Raw genomic sequence first — 17853 nt, 5'->3', positions numbered from 1 at the left:
GCTTTTTCCTTTACCAAGAGCATGTTAACCTTCCGCCTCAAATTGCGTTCAAGGTTAACACTGCCAAGTGTTGCCTATTCATCTCTCGGAGTTTCTCAGCGTTGTCGTTTAGCTATCCTTTCAAGTACCTTCAGGCACCATTATTGTTTATTTTGCTTTTCACATTATTGATCCCCACCGGGTTACCTTGGTGGCTGCATAGCGTAGTAATGAACCACGGGCTAGTAGTAGGCATCAACACTATCCCGTTGTTGTGCTACCTCGTGATCATCGTCAGTTATCGACCGCGTAATCACAATCGTATTTTTGTCCGACTTGATAACCCGCTAAAACTACGGCCAGATGACGACAAAGCCGGTTTAGGCTTTTTTATCGCACTTTATTTAGGGGTGGTTGCACAGACTATATCTGTTATCGCAACCGTGTTTTGGGGCTAGCAACGGGCCGATAGTAATACGTATCGACCCATCATGTGTATTGAGGTGTAGGCTTAAAATTAAGCACTTAACGCTGTTTCACTGTGTGTTCCGATTAGCGGTATTGTTTAAGTACACTGAGCAAGCGATAAGTTAGAAACAGTATCGATAAACCAACTGCGATCCCCACCGGAACTAGCCACATGCCGAACACTTCTTGGCTTGCAGTTGGCACTTGGTCGACGATACCCACAACAACACTTTGGCCATGTTTCTTTGACCAAACACCCACAGATTCTGGTAGGAATATTTTTAAAATGCCGACAATGACCAGTAACGCGCCTAACAAATAGCCCATAGCTCCAGAGCCATAGAACACGCCTGCGGTAACGCCTTTTTTAACCTTTCGCAACGCAGAGAAGCCCGACGGAGGTGGTGTGCCCATCAACAAATGGTCACTGTACTGCTGAGCAAGTTCTCTTGGAGAGCCAAAGCGCGCCAACACTTCATCAATGGCAATCGGGTTACCCTGACTCTCAGCATTCTCAATAACATCATAAATATGACTTTCGATCTCTCGGATAACTTCATTAACTTGTTGAGCATCCAAACGAGACATGTATTTAGCGAGCGTAGTTAGGTACTGGTTAATTTGCGTATTCTGATTCATAGTCATTTCCTTACTGTTAAAAAGTCGCTGGTCCGGGATTAGCGAGTAAAAATTCCATATCGCTGACTGATTTGCGCCAGCGCTCCGTTAAAATGTTGAGCTTTGCTTCCCCTTCTGCTGTCAGGGAGTAATATTTACGGGGGCGAGTCGTACCTTCTTGTACCCACTCTGCGTTTACAACGCCCTCTTTTTTCAAGCGATCGAGCAGTGGATACAAGGTGCCTTCGGTAATTGCGGTGGTTTCTAACTTTTGTAGCAGGTTTAACAATGCCAAACCGTACAAAGACCGCCCCTTAAGCGCGGCAAGGACGACCATTTCAAGGGTTCCTTTACGTAATTGCACATCCCACTTTGCTGCTGAATTATCTTTTTCCATTCGATGTTCCGCCTAATTAATGTACTATTTGTTTTATAATGCAATATACCTTGTTATGCAAGGTATATTATTAAACAAAGTTAAAAGTTTTTATCTCAAAAGGAAAAATGACCACGAGGAGGGTATGTAAGCGTCCGGTAACCCCACCTATTGTTGAGCAAGCAAATAATTATGGATGTAACTAATTAGGGGAGGTATACATTATCAACAGCTTGAAGATGTCTAGAAAACTGGGGGCTTACCAAATCAATTAAACTGATAGAAAAAAGCACCATTAGTAATGGCAATAATGAGAAAAATCACAGCAAAAATATTACCACCAACCCTAAAAAAACCTTCAATTATAGCGACCATTAAAGAAGTAATAATTAAATAGCTCAAAAATAAAAATGTAATAACCGCTAGCACACCATTTATATATGCGATTGAGGAAAAAAACGTCAACATTACTATAGACAACACAAAACCAACTATCGCAGAGTGCGCATCAAACTCACTTCTAATTTCAAATAAACTATGAAAATCATTTTCTTCATCTTTTTTAAACTCTGATTTATTGTCGTTTTGTTTTAACATGAACTTTTGGGTTCCATAGAAAAACAAATAAACAGAAGCTCCACACATAATGCACCCAACAATAAGTTCGCCTATGTTTTTATAATCAAATACAATGATTATTGAGAGCAACAAAAACACCACGCCTAGCATCAATCCCAATATCCCAAATATGACACTATAAATTTTAAATCCGTGATTCATAAACTCTCAACACCCTAACCAACTGTAATTCCAGCCAAACAATTCATCTTTGCTTCCGCAACATAACCGACTGCAAGAGCACCTGCAAATAAAAAACCAGCTACAAAATGCAGCTGGTTTTTATATTGTTCTAAAGAGACATGAACATGACTATTAGGTGTTTAGATACACCTGCGTAAATAGCTACTTTCCAACTTTGTTTGTCACTTTCCATCCTTGTTTATAGCTTTCCAACTTAGTTTGGATGTGACATAAAAAACGCACATTTACTCTTCATCACTCCACCGTCACACTCTTGGCCAAATTGCGGGGTTGGTCTACGTCGGTCCCTTTTATCAAGGCGACATAGTACGACAACAACTGTAATGGCAAGGTATAGATGATTGGCGCGATTGGCGCTTCGCAATGTGGCACATTGATCACGCGCATGGTGTCGTCGCTGGCGAAGGCTGCGTCTTTATCGGCAAATACATACATGATCCCGCCGCGAGCGCGCACTTCTTCCACGTTAGACTTGAGCTTTTCAAGCAGTTCATTGTTGGGCGCTACCACAATCACGGGCATCTCTTCGTCAATCAGCGCTAACGGGCCGTGCTTTAGCTCGCCCGAAGCATAGGCCTCAGCGTGAATGTACGAGATTTCTTTAAGTTTCAATGCCCCTTCCATCGCTATGGGGTATTGATCACCACGACCTAAAAACAGGCTGTGATGTTTGTCGGCAAACTCTTCGGCTAAGTCTTCAATACCTTGAGTAATGGTCAAGGTCTCTTCCAACTTAGCGGGTAGTGAATGCAGAGCGTCGACGATGGCTTTGTGGTCGGTATCACTCATGTTGTTGTGCTTGCCCAAAGCAAGGGTTAACATCAAGAAAGCAGTAAGCTGAGTAGTAAAGGCTTTGGTCGATGCCACACCAATCTCCGCTCCGGCTTTGGTCATAAAGGCCAAGTCTGATTCACGCACCAATGAAGAGCCGGGCACGTTACAGATAGTCAGGCTCGACATATAACCGAGCTCTTTCGCCAATCGTAATGCCGCTAGCGTATCTGCTGTTTCACCCGATTGAGAAATAGTGACGAGTAAGCTGTTCGGATATACCACCGACTTGCGGTATCTAAATTCAGAGGCAATTTCTACGTTACACGCAACACCTGCGTATTGTTCTAGCCAGTAGCGCGCAGTCATACCGGCGTGATAACTGGTGCCACAGGCAATAATTTGTACGTGCTGCACGTTGGAGAAAATTGCTTCAGCACCTTCACCAAAGACATTTGGCAGCAGGCCACTTTCATCAACCCGTTGATGCAAGGCATTGCGAACAACGGTAGGTTGCTCGTAAATTTCTTTTAGCATGTAATGGCGATAACCGCCTTTATCACCTGCATCGTGCTCAATGTTCGACTCAATCACGTCGCGGTCAACGGCGTTACCTTCACTATCGAAAATACGCACTTCTCGGCGGGTAATTTCCGCCACATCACCTTCTTCTAAAAAGATAAAGCGGCGAGTCACAGGTAGTAACGCCATTTGGTCTGAAGCAATGAAGTTTTCACCCAAACCCAAACCAATGACCAAGGGGCTGCCTGAACGCGCTACAACGACTCGTGATGGGTCATTGGTGTCCATGACCACAGTGCCATACGCACCGTGAAATTGCTTAACAGCACTTTGTACTGCACTGAGCAGTGAATCGCACTTTTGGCGTTCTGCGTGAACAAGGTGGGCAATGGTTTCGGTGTCGGTATCACTGGTAAAGTCATACCCTTGAGCAGATAGTTGTGCGCGCAGAGCTTGATAGTTTTCAATAATACCATTGTGTACAACGGCAATATTGTCGCTCGATACATGGGGGTGAGCATTGTATTCTGTTACGCCACCGTGAGTTGCCCAACGCGTGTGTGCAATACCTGTTGCGCCCAAAGCTTCACCTTCGGCGACGGCATCAGCGAGTGCTTGCACTTTACCTGTACGGCGAATACGCGTTAAGGTGCCATCGCTTTGTAACAAGGCCACACCGGCTGAATCATAACCGCGATATTCTAAGCGCTTTAAGCCTTCTAATAGTATTTCTACAACATTGCGCTCTGCAACGGCACCGACTATTCCACACATGGGCTAATCTCCATTGGGAGTGGCGAGTAAAACCTCGACTCCGTGTTCTTCAATTCGTTTGATGGTGTCTTGCGGCATGCCCTCATCAGTGACTAACACTGAAATGGCTGACCACATTAATTCTAAGTTTGGCATGCGATACGACAGCTTATGTGATTCTGCCATCACCACCACTTTCTCTGCTACCTGCGCCATGGTTTGGCTCAGAGAGGTCAATTCATTGTAGGTGGTTGTACCGCGCTCAATATCGAGGCCTGCTGCGCCTAAAAAGGCAATATCGAAACTGTAGGCCGCTAATAAGGTTTCAGCCATTTTGCCCTGAAATGATTGGGATTGAGCATCCCATGTACCGCCTGTCATCAGGACCGTTGGCTCATTGGCAAAACTCGTTAGCTGATTGGCAACGGGGAGCGAATTGGTCATAACAACAAGATCTGACGGAATGGCTAAGTGAGGCACTAAGCAGGCAGTTGTGCTACCGCTATCAATGATAACCCGTTGATTGTTTTCCAGCAGTGTTGCCGCGCGCACGCCAATACGTTGCTTATTCGATGTTACCAAAACGGGCGCTTCGGGCGACGCTTTAGGTAAGGGCGCTGCACCACCAAATTGCCTGAGCAGCTTGCCTTCGTCGGCAAGCATGGCTAAATCTTTGCGAATGGTCACTTCAGACGTGGCAAACCGTGACGCAAGATCATCCACCTGCACATGCCCGTGAGTATTCACCCACTGGACAATGGCATTGCGGCGTTCTTGCGTATTACGTTTCTGCATGGTTGAAACACATAAAATTTCGAGATGAAAGAATTCTACACAACTTCTTTCATTTCGCAATGCATTAGTTAAACACTAACACTTTGCCAGCTTCCGCAGCTTTTTCCGCGAGCTCTATCACCTTGATCACATTCACCACACTTTGTCCGTCGGCAGGTAGCGGAGTGCCGGCTTGAATAGCGTTGGCGAGTTGTGTGTAAAACGCCGTGTAAGCGCCCCGCTCTGTGGTCACGGTTTCAGCACTTTCTGCGGTGTATAGCATGCCGTGTTCAGCGTCTTGAGTTATACCAAATGCAGGCTCATGAATAGAAAGCCCACTAATTAACTGCGCTTCTTGGGGGTCGAGATAATACTTGCGGTAACTACCTTCATCACCTTGCAGGTCATAACGCAAGGTTGGCCCAGCCTGGAAGGGTGTGCTACCAAGCTGCACTAATTTATCTGCGTACACTAAGGTAATGTCGAATAAGTCTGTTGACTCTCCGTTATCTCGCAATTGAGTTACCGTGCCACCCACGTGCTCTGGCGGGCCGAACAATTGTAACGCTTGGTCAATTAAATGGGGGCCTAAATCCCAGAAGATACCGCTACCCGGCCCGGCAAGTTCACGCCATCTCGCACGCGGATGGGGGCGAAAACGGTCAAACCGGCTCACCAATCGCTTCACTTTACCGATGCGCTCATTGTTGATTAACTGCTGAAGAGTCAGGAAATCACCGTCGAATCGACGGTTGTGATACACACACAGTTGTCTATTTTGCTCCGCGGCCAAATCCACCAAGCGTTGTGCTTCTTCGGCGCTTAATGTGAAAGGTTTTTCTACCAACACATGACTATTAGCCAACAACGCTTGCTCTGTTTGTTCTACGTGTAAGTGATTCGGCGTAGTGATCACTACAAGGTCAAAGCTCGCTTCTGCCAGCGCCTCGTTTAGTGAAGACCAAACCGGCACATCACTCAATCGTGCCTTTACCTGATCAGGTTTGGAAGACACAACTCCAGTCACACAAAATTCAGGAAGCTCAGAAAGAAAAGGAAGATGAAAGGTCTTGGCTGAAAAGCCAAAACCAACAAGGAGGGTGTTAATCATCACAAACCTCTGTAAAAGCGGGCAGGGCCAGCCTGCCACATCATTATTTTTTAGTTGGGCGTGCCCAGCCTGCAATATTGCGCTGTTTGCCACGAGCAATGGCGAGTTCGTTGTCGCCCACCGCTTTGGTCACGGTTGAACCCGCCCCGATTGTTGCGCCATCACCAATTTCCACTGGTGCCACCAAGGATGAGTTTGAGCCAATAAAAGCATTCGCGCCAATTTTGGTTTTCGACTTATTCACGCCGTCATAATTACACGTAATGGTGCCGGCACCAATATTGGTATTTTCACCCACTTCGGCGTCGCCAAGATAAGTGAAATGATTGGCTTTTGCGCCTTTGCCCAATACGGCTTTTTTCATTTCCACAAAGTTACCCACTTTGGAGCCAGCTTCCATCACTGCACCGGGGCGAAGTCGAGCAAATGGCCCGATCGTGCACTGCTCGGCAACAGTGGCATCTTCGATAATACTGTTGGCTTCAATGGCAACATAATCGGCAATATGGCAGTTTTTCAAAATGCAGTTGGGGCCAACTTTTACACCGTCGCCCAATGTCACCTTGCCTTCGATGACCACGTTCACATCAATAGTAACGTCTTGGCCAGTAGTAAGTTCACCGCGAATATCTAAACGCGCGGGGTCTGCCAGCGTTGCACCGTTCATCATTACGTCGTGAGCTTGCCATGCTTGGAATGCACGTTCAATACGAGCGAGTTGAGCGCGGTTATTCACGCCTTCCACTTCTACCGCTTCGTCAGGATGGGCTGCGCGAATTTGCTTGCCTTCATTGGCAGCCATGGCAATTACGTCGGTGAGGTAATACTCGCCTTGAGCGTTGTTGTTACTTAACTGCCCCAACCAACGCTTAAGATCAGCGCCATTCATCACCATCATGCCGGTGTTGATTTCTTTGATTTCTCGCTGGGCGTCGGTGGCATCTTTGTGCTCAACAATCGCCACAATATTATCGCCTTCGCGGATAATACGCCCCATGCCAGTAGCATCGTCTAGTTCTACTGTTAACAAGGCTAAATCACATTCTGCTTTGGCGGCGAGGAGGCGTTTCAACGTAGATGGCTTAATTAGCGGGGCATCACCCACTAAGATCATCACGTCTTCATTATCATTAATATGCGTGACCGCTTGTTGCACCGCATGGCCTGTACCTAACTGTTCAGCTTGTAAACACCAATTAAGTGACTGCCCAGTAACATTAGCTTGAAGCTGCTCACCGCCATGACCGTAAACTAGATGTACCGCAGTGGCATCAATCGATTCAGCAGCGTTGATAATGCGCTGTACCATGGGGGTACCAGCGACTTTATGCAGTACTTTTGGCAACGCCGATTTCATTCGCGTACCTTTACCGGCCGCAAGAACGACAACAGAAAATGACATGCTCATTCCTTGTTAACTTTTTATTCTGCTAAACAGTGTAACCAAGCCAAGATAACAAGTCAGTGTTTTGGTGTTAAATCTGTCTGGAGAGGTTATAAAAGAGTGAATATTTGTAAAATCGATGAATGGAGTTGTTTATATATTGTCCCATAAAGGCGCTTCACTCTATAATACACCGTAATGGACACCTAACCTGACACGGAGCCTTTTCGTCAGTGAATACTTTTCGCATCCTGCATCGAAGCATACTCGTACTCTTCGCTGTAGTCGTTATTGCAATTATTACCTTGGTACATGTGAGTATCGCCAAAATAGTTGCAGAGCAAAGCCGCGCACAGCAACAATCAATGTCTCCTGCGTTTTCACTGATCACATCGCAAATACTAAAGCCGCTACACGTGTCAGAAGCGTTAGGCCGGTCTCAAGAAATACAAACACTGATGGCCGAATACCCTACCGACCAAGATAAGATATTTGCCACACTCACACGACTCGCCCAAGAGTTTGATTTGTCGTTTTTCATTGCCAGTGAACAAGCGCGTATGCAGTATTACTCGGATGGCACCCAAAACCCGCTGATCGAAGGCGAGGTGTCGTGGTATTTTAAATACAAGGCAAGGCCTGAAGATAAAGTCGCCGACATTGGCAAGTGGGAAGACACGCACTTTTATATTGATATAAAAATTTACGATGACAACGGAAAGTTCTTAGGTTTCTTTGGCATTGGAAAAAGCCTTCAAAGCTTTATTTCTATTTTCGACACCTACAAACGGCAATATGGCTACGACTTTTTGTTTGTCGATCACACTGGCGATATTATGTTGTCGTCTGACCCCCTGCTAAACGCCTCCCAATCTCAATTTACCAATATGAGTGAATTAGCGTGGTTTGCAAGCTTGCCGAACGATGTACAAGACAACAAAGCGCTCAATAACCGATTGGTCACTATCGATAGAAAAGACTACTTGATCGCAGAGGTGCAATTAAACCAATTCGATTGGACCATGTATTTACTCAGCCCACTAGACAAAAGGCAAACCGAAATATCACAAGGCTTTATTTTTAGCGTTGTTACCATTTTAGTGATTATCTTTTCGTTGTTCTTGCTGGTTTATAACTTGCTGTTTTATTTCCGTCGCGACATGCAACCAGAGCTTGTGGTGCCTGTGGATGATCGCCTTCCTGATCGCACCGCCTTGCAAAGCCGCTATCAAGACCTTTCTCAGCAGGTGCCAGCCATGAGTATTATCTTGGTCGATATCGATAAATTCACCGAAATCAATGACAGGTTTGGCCGTAATGCGGGTGATATTGTTATCGAAAGAGTGGTGAATGCGATAAACGAAACCAAAAACGATGCTGACTTACTTGGGCGTTGGAGCAGCCAAGAATTCATCTTATTAATGCCAAATCGCGGGCCGCATGACGCGCAAGAATTTGCCCAACAATTGCGCTATATCGTGGCAACGTTACCGCCAATACATGAGTACCCCGATTTGCAGGTCACGGCATCTTTTGGTGTCACTTTTACCGCCAGCCCTCGTACACTCGCCGAGATGACCGCATGCGCCGAAGATGCCCTCTATGAGGCTCGCCGAGGAGGGGGCAACCTCGTTCGCATGCAATTAATGAATTAGCAAAAGCTGTGTAGTGCTGCGGAAACTCCAGCTACTTGAATGTTGCTCCTTCCAAGGTCAATAAACTGGCCTTGCGCGCTAGCCCTCCGGCATAGCCAGTTAAGGTACCGTTTTTGCCTATGACTCGATGGCAGGGCACAATAATCGCTATCGGGTTTCGGCCATTTGCCATTCCCACTGCCCGCACCGACTTAGGGTTGCCAATTCGGTGCGCAATATCACCATAGGAACACGTATTCCCATATTCTATCTCACACAACGCTTGCCAAACCGTTTTTTGAAAATCGGTGCCTTGTGCGTTTAACGGCACATTGAAGTGGGTACGCGTGCCGGAAAAATACTCATTTAACTGTGTTGACGCCAACGCGGTAATGTCGTTGCCCTGCTCCATCTGACACTCAGTTTCAGTCGCATCAAAAAGCACTTGGGTAACACCCACATCGTCAGCGCGAACAGTCAGCTTTCCCATCGGCGTTTGTGTGGTTTGCTGAAAAAACATAGTAGCCTCTACGAGTTAGATTGTTGTGTAGCCAACTGCCACAACTGAAAAGTCAGGTAACTCCGCCACGGAGCAGCGTTCTCTTCATTCACTTGATATTGCGCCGCCATTTTACGCACAATCAAATCGCCAGCCAAATAACAGTCTGGCTCACTGCGCCCTCGCAACATCAAATAGTTTACCGTCCACGGACCTACACCTTTAATTGCGAGCAAAGCCTGCTCATCAATAGCAACATGATGTTCTTCGCACTGGTAGCAATAGCGCGCAAATTGCCGCAATGCCTCTTTTCTTGCCTGCGGCATTTTTAACACAGTAAGTGCGTTGTCCATAAGCTGTGAAGGAGCGGGAAACACAGGGCCGAAAGAGGTGGTTTCACCCACCTCTACTACCAAGCGACGTAGCAGGTTTATAGCAACTGTTACACTCACTTGTTGACCCACAATGGCCCGACATCCCGCTTCAAACTCACTCCATGCGCCAGGTAAACGCAGCCCCTTGTCAATGGTTTCTGAGTTAATCCCCGCGCTGACCAATGCCTCTTCTATCAACTGTGGGTCGGCATTTACATCCAATACTCGCGCTACATTATCGAACACGGTGCGGGTGTAAGCCACATTGTCGATAGTAATAGAAACCCTAAATTGCTGATGTTGTTGATCATGTGTCGCCACCACCACACCAGAATATTGTGGCGAATGAAACACACGCTTATAGCCATGCGCCGTTACCTCTTCCACTTCGGGAATAGCGCGTTTTGCCAAAAACTGCCAAACGTGCTGCCAATTGTAGGGCGTGCGATAACGCAAAGGTAAATCAATTGACGAACTCAACGGCTTGTTACCAACAGACTTACGCAGCGCACTGGGCGACAACGCAAAATATTTCGCCATATTGGCCTGTAAACGTCGCGCCGACTGAAACCCAGCGGCAATCGCGACATCAGTTACACTGAGTGATGATGATTGCAAAAGCGATTTGGCAAACAACAATTGCTGGTAAATACGAAATTGAGACGGCGAAACCCCAATACGCTGTTCAAAAAGCTTGTGAAGATAGCGAGTACTGATCCCCAGCTTCTCGGCAATGTGCTCCACACTTAACGCGTGTTCGGTCGTCAGTAGCCCAACAGCCCGTCGAAAACTGGTATCGGCCCCCATCCAAGCAGAAGAACCGGGCGCACTGTCGGGGCGACAACGCAAACACGGTCGAAACCCCGCTTGAATAGCTTGTGAGGCTTGCTCGTAATAATCCACATTCTCTTCTTTGGGTAATCGCGCTGGGCAAACAGGGCGACAGAATATTCCCGTGCTCTTAACCGCAACAAAAAAGCGCCCATCAAATCGCGCGTCGCGGCTCATACGTGCTTGAGAATAAATATGTCGTTGATGATGACTTAACATGGTCACACCTATAAAAGAATACCTACACAGAGTACGTGATTTTTTTTATTGTGTGCGACGTTTTCGGCACTCACCTCAAGATTTATTGGTCACAACCATTGCAGTTGATCATCACTATCGGCATACGCATAATAGCACCTGATTTTCTGACACATGAATACGGCAACATAACAGCCATAACGACAATAACGACAGGAGTGCTGTTTGCGCTATTTCACCCGCAAGGCCAATTACCACCGTATAACGATGTGGATAATATGTGCCTTTACTTTAATTGCAGCACATGTCACACGAGCCAGCGAACCTGCGTGGCTAAAAGACTACGCCGCCCATGTGCAGCAACAAGCCAAAAAATATCGCATTCCTGGTTACGCATTTGTGATGTACGAGCAAGGCAAGTCACCTCAGGTTTATGTGTATGGTAAAACGCATTCGGGTGGAGAGAATATTCGGCCCGATACGGTTTTCCGCTTAGCCTCCGTGTCGAAAACCTTTACGTCTGTATTAATGGCCAAGCTCGTCGCCCAGCATCAACTCAATTGGACCACTCCTGTCAACGACATGATCGACGATGTGCACTTTGCGGGGCAAGGAATGGATGAGCTACGCCTGTCGCATATTGTGGGGCAGTCCAGCGGTTTTATGCCAAATGCCTACGACAACCTTATTGAAGCCGATTATTCGTTGCGGCGTGTGCTAAAACAATTATCGGTGTTACAGCCCTTGTGTCAGCCGGGCGAGTGCTACACCTATCAGAATGCTTTGTTTGGCGTGATCCAAGATTATTTTGTGTCGCAAAATACGTCTTACCAGCGCCAGCTTCAAGAGCAAATTATTACCCCCCTTGGCATGCCAACTGCCAGCTCAGGCAAAGGCGGATTGCTCGCGTCTGAGCATTGGGCTAGGCCTCACATTGCTCTGGCTGCGAACCGTTGGAAAAAGGGCAAAATAGAAAGTAACTACTACCGTTTTACGCCCGCGGCGGGAGTAAACGCCAGTATTGAAGACATGACTATATGGTTACAAGCGTTGCTGGGTGAATTTCCTACCGTTATACCACCAGCTCTGATAAACGACGTTACTACACCACGTGTCAAAACCAGCCGAGAAGTGTACCGCAGAGGATGGAGAGAGAGTTTGCGCGATGCTCATTATGGATTGGGTTGGCGCATTTATGATTTCGACGGACACATTATCAATTATCACGGTGGCTGGGTGAAAGGCTACCGAGCTGACGTGGCCTTTGTGCCTGAACTCGGCGTAGGGTATGTAATGTTAATGAATGCCGAGTCTAATATGATCAATACCACTACGGCAGAATTCTGGCGTCGCTATTTCGCCAATCGCGACGCGAACTAACCCCTAAAGCAAAACAGGCTGGGTATTCCCAGCCTGTTTTATGATTATGAACGCGTTTTCAAGTAGGTGTAGCCACTTAAACAAGCTTCATAGAAGTCGGTCCATTTTACCCCTTCACGAGGTTTAATTTTTCCAGCAGCTATTTGCTTGTCGATCAGGCGTTTTACGTCAGAAGCCATGGCGCGCGGGTTGTATTGCATGATAGACAATACGTCTTCCACAGACGAACCTTTCACCACTTCTTCAATGTAGAAGTCTTCTGGATCATCGTCATAGCTAAAAATATGCACTTCGTTTAAACGACCAAACAAATTGTGCATGTCACCCATCACGTCTTGGTATGCACCAGTCAAGAACAAGCCAATGTGATACGGCTCGTTAGGACGCAGCTTGTGCATAGGCAATATGTCTGAAATTTCACGCCCGATAGTGAATTGGTCAATTTTGCCATCGCTGTCACAGGTAATATCAACCAATGAACAGTTAACGTCAGGGCGCTCATTCATGCGTGTTAATGGTACCACAGGCAATAATTGATCAATGGCCCACGTATCTGCCGCCGACTGGAACACAGAGAAGTTACACAAATACTGCGAAGACAAACTGTAGTCTAGTTCTTGTAGCTCATCGGGCACATAATCAGCATGCTTATAGTAAGCGTGTAAACGCTCCATAATGCGCCAATAGAAGGTTTCGATTTTTGCTAACTCTTCTAAGCTTAAAACACGCAATTTAAACGCGTCGAGAGCCTGCTCTTTGTACTGCGATGCGTCGTTATACAGCTCTTGCATGTTAGCGTGTTGGTCGAAAGTGCTGGCCATTTCACGCATGTTTTTCACAAAGAAATGTTCGCCTTCTACTTCTGACGTATCCACTTCTGCGCTATTTGAACGAATTTCACCGACAATTTCGGTCACAACACAACTGTGATGTGCAGTAATTGCACGGCCACTTTCACTCACTAAGTTAGGGTGCGGCACACCTTCTAGGTCGCATACTTCTTTCATGCCATACACGATGTCAGCAACGTACTCTTGAATGTTGTAGTTGCGCGAAGAGTCATTGGTTGATGCGCTGCCGTCGTAGTCGATACCCAGGCCACCGCCTACGTCTACGTAATCCAATGCAAAGCCCATTTTATGCAATTCAGCATAAATGCGTGCACCTTCAGAGATGGCTTCTTTTACCGAGCGAATATCGGTTAGCTGGCTACCAATGTGGAAGTGAAGCAATTTGAGGCAATGAGACATACCTTCCGCTTCTAAGAAACGGGCAGTTTTAATAATTTCGCTGGTAGTTAAGCCAAATTTAGCGCGCTCACCGCCTGAACTTTCCCACTTGCCACGGCCCTTCACGGTCATTTTCGCACGCACGCCAATAATAGGCTCTATCTCTAGCTCCTTGGCGATTTTAACCAACAGCAGTAGCTCAGAGTACTTCTCAACCACTACCACCATTCGACGACCAAGCTTTCGGCCTAACAAGGCCAAACGCATAAACTCTTCGTCTTTATAACCGTTCAATACCGTTAATGAGTTTTCATTGGTGTTGAGTGCAAGTACGGTAATAAGCTCGGCTTTTGAGCCAGCTTCTAAACCGTAGTTATAATCACCGCCCGCGTCGACGATTTCTTCCACTACTTCGCGCATCTGGTTTACTTTAACCGGATAAACACCATTGTATTGGCCCCGATATTCGGCTTCGCTAATGGTGCTGTTGAACGTCTCGTTCAATAACGCAACCTGTGAACGCAACACATCGTGAAAACGCACAACAACTGGAAATTGCACGCCTTCTTGTTTGATTTCATCGATAACCGATTTAAAGTCAATCTTAATAGAAGGATCGGAAGGCACCGGTGTAATATGCACGTTGCCGTTCTCACCAATTTGAAAATAGCCACCACCCCAACGAGATACACCGTAGAGCTTTTCCGCCTCTTCAATTGTCCAGTCTGCAGGAAGTCCTGTCATTTCTAACCTTATTAAATAAAAACACCGGTGCCATTACGTAACCGGTGGTTAAAAATATGATGAATTTTGCGCGTATTATAGCCACCTTTTTTGCCTTGGCTATTCGTTTTTGCTCTTTGCATAAAAATTTATTTTACGCCTTATTCAATAAGCTTTTGCGAGCGATTCACCGAGAAACTTTTCATCTTTTTCGCATTTTTACATACGGTGTTAGAGTCTAGATCAAAATGACCGGATACCCCACCCATTTCCACCGCACATAACTGTGACTCAACCTTACCGCAAATCTGCCGATAAATTAACCAATACACTGTACCGCTAATTTTCGGTGTGGTAGTTTGTTTACGACAGCAAGGAGCAATCATAATGACAACAATAACAGGTGAATTTTCTGTAGAACTCACTCCTCAACAAGACGGCGTTAATACAGGCAGGATGCTAATTCAAAAGTCATTCAAAGGCGATTTAGAAGGGATTAGCGAAGGGCAGATGTTGAGTATTCGCACTGACACGCCCGGTTCGGCAGGGTACGTTGCCATAGAAACCTTTACAGGCACTTTATTTGGCAAAGCCGGTACGTTTTCCTTACAACACATGGGCGTAATGAACCGAGGTGAACAATCGCTAACTATCGTGATCGTGCCTGACTCAGGCTCAGACAACTTAGAAGGTATTCAGGGTAACATGCACATAGACATGGCGGAGGGTAAACATCTGTATACGCTCACCTATTCGTTACCTGACAACGCCTAGTTATCGCGTTTACGTCAGTTTTACCCGCAAAAGGTTTGTCACTCCAAAGCGGACGCGATAGGCTCGCAGTACCTAGACTTAAATCCAATCGCTATGAAGTATTTTCATGTTGTGAGTGTCTGCTGTGCGCTCTTTTCTCTTTCCGCTAATGCAGCTACTGAATTTCCAAAAGACGGCGTTGATCTAAACCGCTATCGCGCCGATGTAAAAACGCTGGCCAGCGACGCTTTTGAAGGCCGCGCTCCACTCTCTCAAGGAGAGAAAAAAACCATCGCCTATTTGGTGGACGCCTTTAAGCGTATGGGCCTGAAACCCGCGTTTGGCGATTGTTACACTCAACCGGTTCCACTCGCAAAGATCACCGCCGACCAAAATATGGTACTGCGTTTTGGTGATTTAACTTTGCAAAATGGCAGCGAGTTTACTGCGCGCACACAACAAATTGCCGACACTGTATCACTAACCAATAATGACGTAGTGTTTGTTGGCTTTGGTGTCAATGCGCCAGAATATCAGTGGAATGACTATGCCAATGTTGATGTAAAAGGCAAAACAGTCATTATGCTTGTGAATGACCCAGGGTTTAGCTCTCAGCAAGCCGACTTCTTTAAAGGCAACGCCATGACTTACTACGGCCGTTGGACTTATAAGTACGAAGAAGCTGCACGACAAGGCGCAAAGGCTGTGTTTATCGTGCACGAAACCATGCCTGCGGGCTATGGCTGGGGCGTGGTACAAAACTCTAATACCAATACTAAGTTCACGTTAGTTGACGACAATGACAACTTAGGTCAAGTTGGCGTAATGGGTTGGCTGAGCCTTCGCGCGGCCGAAAAACTGTTCGCCGAAGCGGGGTTGGATTACCGTGAGTTGAAAAACCGTGCCGCTAAGCCGGGGTTTACACCTGTGGCGCTCAATACTCCTGCGAACCTGGTGATGCACAACACAATTGAACGTGCCGAATCACAGAATGTTGCGGCTATTTTGCCCGGCACCTCGGCAAAAGATGAATGGGTAGCGCTACATGCTCACTGGGACCACCTTGGAAAAGCCATCGAAAATGGCAAAGAAGTGATCTACAACGGTGCGGTGGATAACGCCTCAGGTGTGGCTGGTGTACTTAACCTAGCCCAGGCCTTTAAAGCCATTAGCGACAAAACCCCGCTTAAACGCACTTTGATGTTTGGTGCATTTACGGCTGAAGAAACGGGACTAATTGGTGCCCAACACTTCGCAGAAAACACGCCAATACCCAAATCAAAAATGGTCGCATTTTTAAATATCGACGGCATGAATGTAAACAAAGCCGTCGATTATATTCTGCAATACGGGGAAGGGGTTTCAACTCTAGAAACCTATTTAGCTGATGCAGCAAAAGCCCAAGGCCGTGTTGTTAAACCCGACCCTCGCCCACAAAATGGCTTGTTCTTCCGTTCTGATCATTTTGCGGTAGCCCGCGAAGGTGTGCCATCGTTGTTATTTATGAGCTTGGGAGATACAGACCCAACGTTTATCAGCCAAAAATACCACAAGGCCGCTGACGACTATTACCCATCGTGGGAGCTGGAAGGGGTGGAACAAGACCTTTCACTCATTGGGCAAATTATGTTGTCGCTGGGTAATAACGGAGATTGGCCAACTTGGATAGAAGATTCTGAGTTTAAGGCTAAACGCGCTCAGCAGCGCCCCGAGTAAGGCCCACTTACCATTAAAGCCCTTAACTAAGGGCTTTAATCACTTTTTTGGCTAATCGCGTGTAGGTATTGTCTGAAAAACGATTTGAGCCAATAAAATGCACCACAGTTGCGCCAGCACAGTCTTCATTAACTGTTGGGAAATTGTAATTCTGATACGTTGGCCAAGGTAACATTACCGCATTGGGCGTTTTTGATATCAGGCTTAACGTGGTGGTTTGTTCACTGCCCCAACGACGCCATTCAGGCCCTACGTGCTCTTCTAAAGCTAAAGACAATGTTCGTATTTCATCGACAGTCGCAAACTGTTTAGGGTAACCGGCAAAGCCAGCACAGCCACGCAGATATGGGAAGCTACCATCGAAAAAGGGCACTTTGTGAAAGGACTGTTCAGCCAAAGGTTGCACGTGCGTTGGCTGCCATTGAGCACATAGGTCTCTCATATACTCTACATCTACCCCAACCGACCACTTATCACTGCCGATTACAAACCCAATATTGTGCTTAACACAATGGTTAACATAAATGGCCGGAGACAATGTGATCGTGTCGCTGTCTAGTTGGATAACATACGCGTTTTCAGCCAACGCTTGTGCGCGATATAAGCGCTTCCACGAAATATAGTCAGGGCTATCGTAGGTATTAACATCGGCTGCGTTGAAAAACGTGATATGAGGAATATGGTGCTTTATCAACGCTAAATCAGCATCGTTTAACGAGCCGTCATTAATCGCTTCAATACTGCCATAGCCTAAGTTGGCCATAAATGATTTGGCCGCCAGCAAATACATATCAACACTGCTGTGACCTACCATGGAGACCACTTTGACACTGTCATCGTAACGGTAGCTAACAGGTGCAGTCGCTCTCACCTGAGCCGCAGTTTTCTCAAACCTCGATTTATTCCATTTGTGTTTAAGTCGATTTAGGATACTCATA

Annotated in this window: 16 protein-coding genes; 5 read left to right on the top strand and 11 right to left on the bottom strand. The window is 46.5% G+C overall.

Annotated elements, in window-relative coordinates:
- Positions 1-143: 143 nt before the first annotated feature.
- The gene (locus ACXAH6_RS04735) at positions 144-437 is read left to right on the top strand and encodes a hypothetical protein (RefSeq protein WP_474875486.1); all 294 of its coding nucleotides are present in this window, start codon (positions 144-146) and stop codon (positions 435-437) included.
- 94 nt (positions 438-531) lie between these two features.
- Here the strand turns inward: ACXAH6_RS04735 and ACXAH6_RS04730 are convergent, their stop codons facing one another.
- The 7 genes from ACXAH6_RS04730 to glmU all read right to left on the bottom strand — a co-directional run bounded on the left by ACXAH6_RS04730 (position 532) and on the right by glmU (position 7596).
- Positions 532-1086, bottom strand: coding sequence for an HAAS signaling domain-containing protein (locus ACXAH6_RS04730; RefSeq protein WP_474875485.1), 555 nt, complete (start codon positions 1084-1086; stop codon positions 532-534).
- 16 nt (positions 1087-1102) lie between these two features.
- Entirely contained in the window at positions 1103-1462 is a 360-nt protein-coding gene (locus tag ACXAH6_RS04725; protein ID WP_474875484.1) for a PadR family transcriptional regulator, read from the bottom strand.
- A gap of 246 nt (positions 1463-1708) precedes the next feature.
- Positions 1709-2221, bottom strand: a complete 513-nt coding sequence (locus tag ACXAH6_RS04720; RefSeq protein WP_474875483.1) for a hypothetical protein — start codon at positions 2219-2221, stop codon at positions 1709-1711.
- A gap of 276 nt (positions 2222-2497) precedes the next feature.
- Entirely contained in the window at positions 2498-4330 is a 1833-nt protein-coding gene (gene glmS / locus ACXAH6_RS04715) for a glutamine--fructose-6-phosphate transaminase (isomerizing) (protein WP_474875482.1), read from the bottom strand.
- Between the two features lie 3 nt (positions 4331-4333).
- Positions 4334-5104 carry a DeoR/GlpR family DNA-binding transcription regulator gene (locus ACXAH6_RS04710; protein WP_474875481.1) on the bottom strand — a complete coding sequence of 257 codons (771 nt, stop codon included), beginning with the start codon at positions 5102-5104 and terminating at the stop codon, positions 4334-4336.
- 64 nt (positions 5105-5168) lie between these two features.
- On the bottom strand, positions 5169-6194 hold the full coding sequence (locus ACXAH6_RS04705; protein WP_474875480.1) for a Gfo/Idh/MocA family oxidoreductase: 1026 nt from the start codon (positions 6192-6194) through the stop codon (positions 5169-5171).
- A 43-nt stretch (positions 6195-6237) separates the two neighbouring features.
- Positions 6238-7596 carry a bifunctional UDP-N-acetylglucosamine diphosphorylase/glucosamine-1-phosphate N-acetyltransferase GlmU gene (glmU, locus tag ACXAH6_RS04700; RefSeq protein WP_474875479.1) on the bottom strand — a complete coding sequence of 453 codons (1359 nt, stop codon included), beginning with the start codon at positions 7594-7596 and terminating at the stop codon, positions 6238-6240.
- A 215-nt stretch (positions 7597-7811) separates the two neighbouring features.
- On the opposite strand from glmU, the gene ACXAH6_RS04695 reads away from it, so the two are divergent.
- Positions 7812-9233: a diguanylate cyclase domain-containing protein gene (locus ACXAH6_RS04695; RefSeq protein ID WP_474875478.1), complete on the top strand. Its 1422-nt coding sequence runs from the start codon at positions 7812-7814 to the stop codon at positions 9231-9233.
- Positions 9234-9264: 31 nt separating this feature from the next.
- Here the strand turns inward: ACXAH6_RS04695 and ACXAH6_RS04690 are convergent, their stop codons facing one another.
- Entirely contained in the window at positions 9265-9732 is a 468-nt protein-coding gene (locus tag ACXAH6_RS04690; protein WP_474875477.1) for a methylated-DNA--[protein]-cysteine S-methyltransferase, read from the bottom strand.
- A gap of 8 nt (positions 9733-9740) precedes the next feature.
- Complete coding sequence (locus tag ACXAH6_RS04685) at positions 9741-11135, bottom strand: Ada metal-binding domain-containing protein (RefSeq protein WP_474875476.1); 1395 nt, start codon at positions 11133-11135, stop codon at positions 9741-9743.
- A 246-nt stretch (positions 11136-11381) separates the two neighbouring features.
- On the opposite strand from ACXAH6_RS04685, the gene ACXAH6_RS04680 reads away from it, so the two are divergent.
- Positions 11382-12494 carry a serine hydrolase domain-containing protein gene (locus tag ACXAH6_RS04680; protein WP_474875572.1) on the top strand — a complete coding sequence of 371 codons (1113 nt, stop codon included), beginning with the start codon at positions 11382-11384 and terminating at the stop codon, positions 12492-12494.
- 44 nt (positions 12495-12538) lie between these two features.
- Here the strand turns inward: ACXAH6_RS04680 and speA are convergent, their stop codons facing one another.
- The gene (gene speA, locus ACXAH6_RS04675; protein ID WP_474875475.1) at positions 12539-14467 is read right to left on the bottom strand and encodes a biosynthetic arginine decarboxylase; all 1929 of its coding nucleotides are present in this window, start codon (positions 14465-14467) and stop codon (positions 12539-12541) included.
- Positions 14468-14833: 366 nt separating this feature from the next.
- Here speA and ACXAH6_RS04670 point away from each other — a divergent pair, with 366 nt between their 5' ends.
- The gene (locus ACXAH6_RS04670) at positions 14834-15220 is read left to right on the top strand and encodes a DUF3224 domain-containing protein (protein WP_474875474.1); all 387 of its coding nucleotides are present in this window, start codon (positions 14834-14836) and stop codon (positions 15218-15220) included.
- A gap of 93 nt (positions 15221-15313) precedes the next feature.
- On the top strand, positions 15314-16915 hold the full coding sequence (locus tag ACXAH6_RS04665) for a M28 family metallopeptidase (protein WP_474875473.1): 1602 nt from the start codon (positions 15314-15316) through the stop codon (positions 16913-16915).
- 22 nt (positions 16916-16937) lie between these two features.
- Here the strand turns inward: ACXAH6_RS04665 and ACXAH6_RS04660 are convergent, their stop codons facing one another.
- Positions 16938-17852: a hypothetical protein gene (locus ACXAH6_RS04660; RefSeq protein ID WP_474875472.1), complete on the bottom strand. Its 915-nt coding sequence runs from the start codon at positions 17850-17852 to the stop codon at positions 16938-16940.
- Between the last annotated feature and the right edge of the window lies 1 nt (position 17853).

It is taken from the genome of Alteromonas sp. ABE4_545 (assembly GCF_056161325.1).
This window is presented reverse-complemented; position numbering and strand designations above follow the sequence as displayed.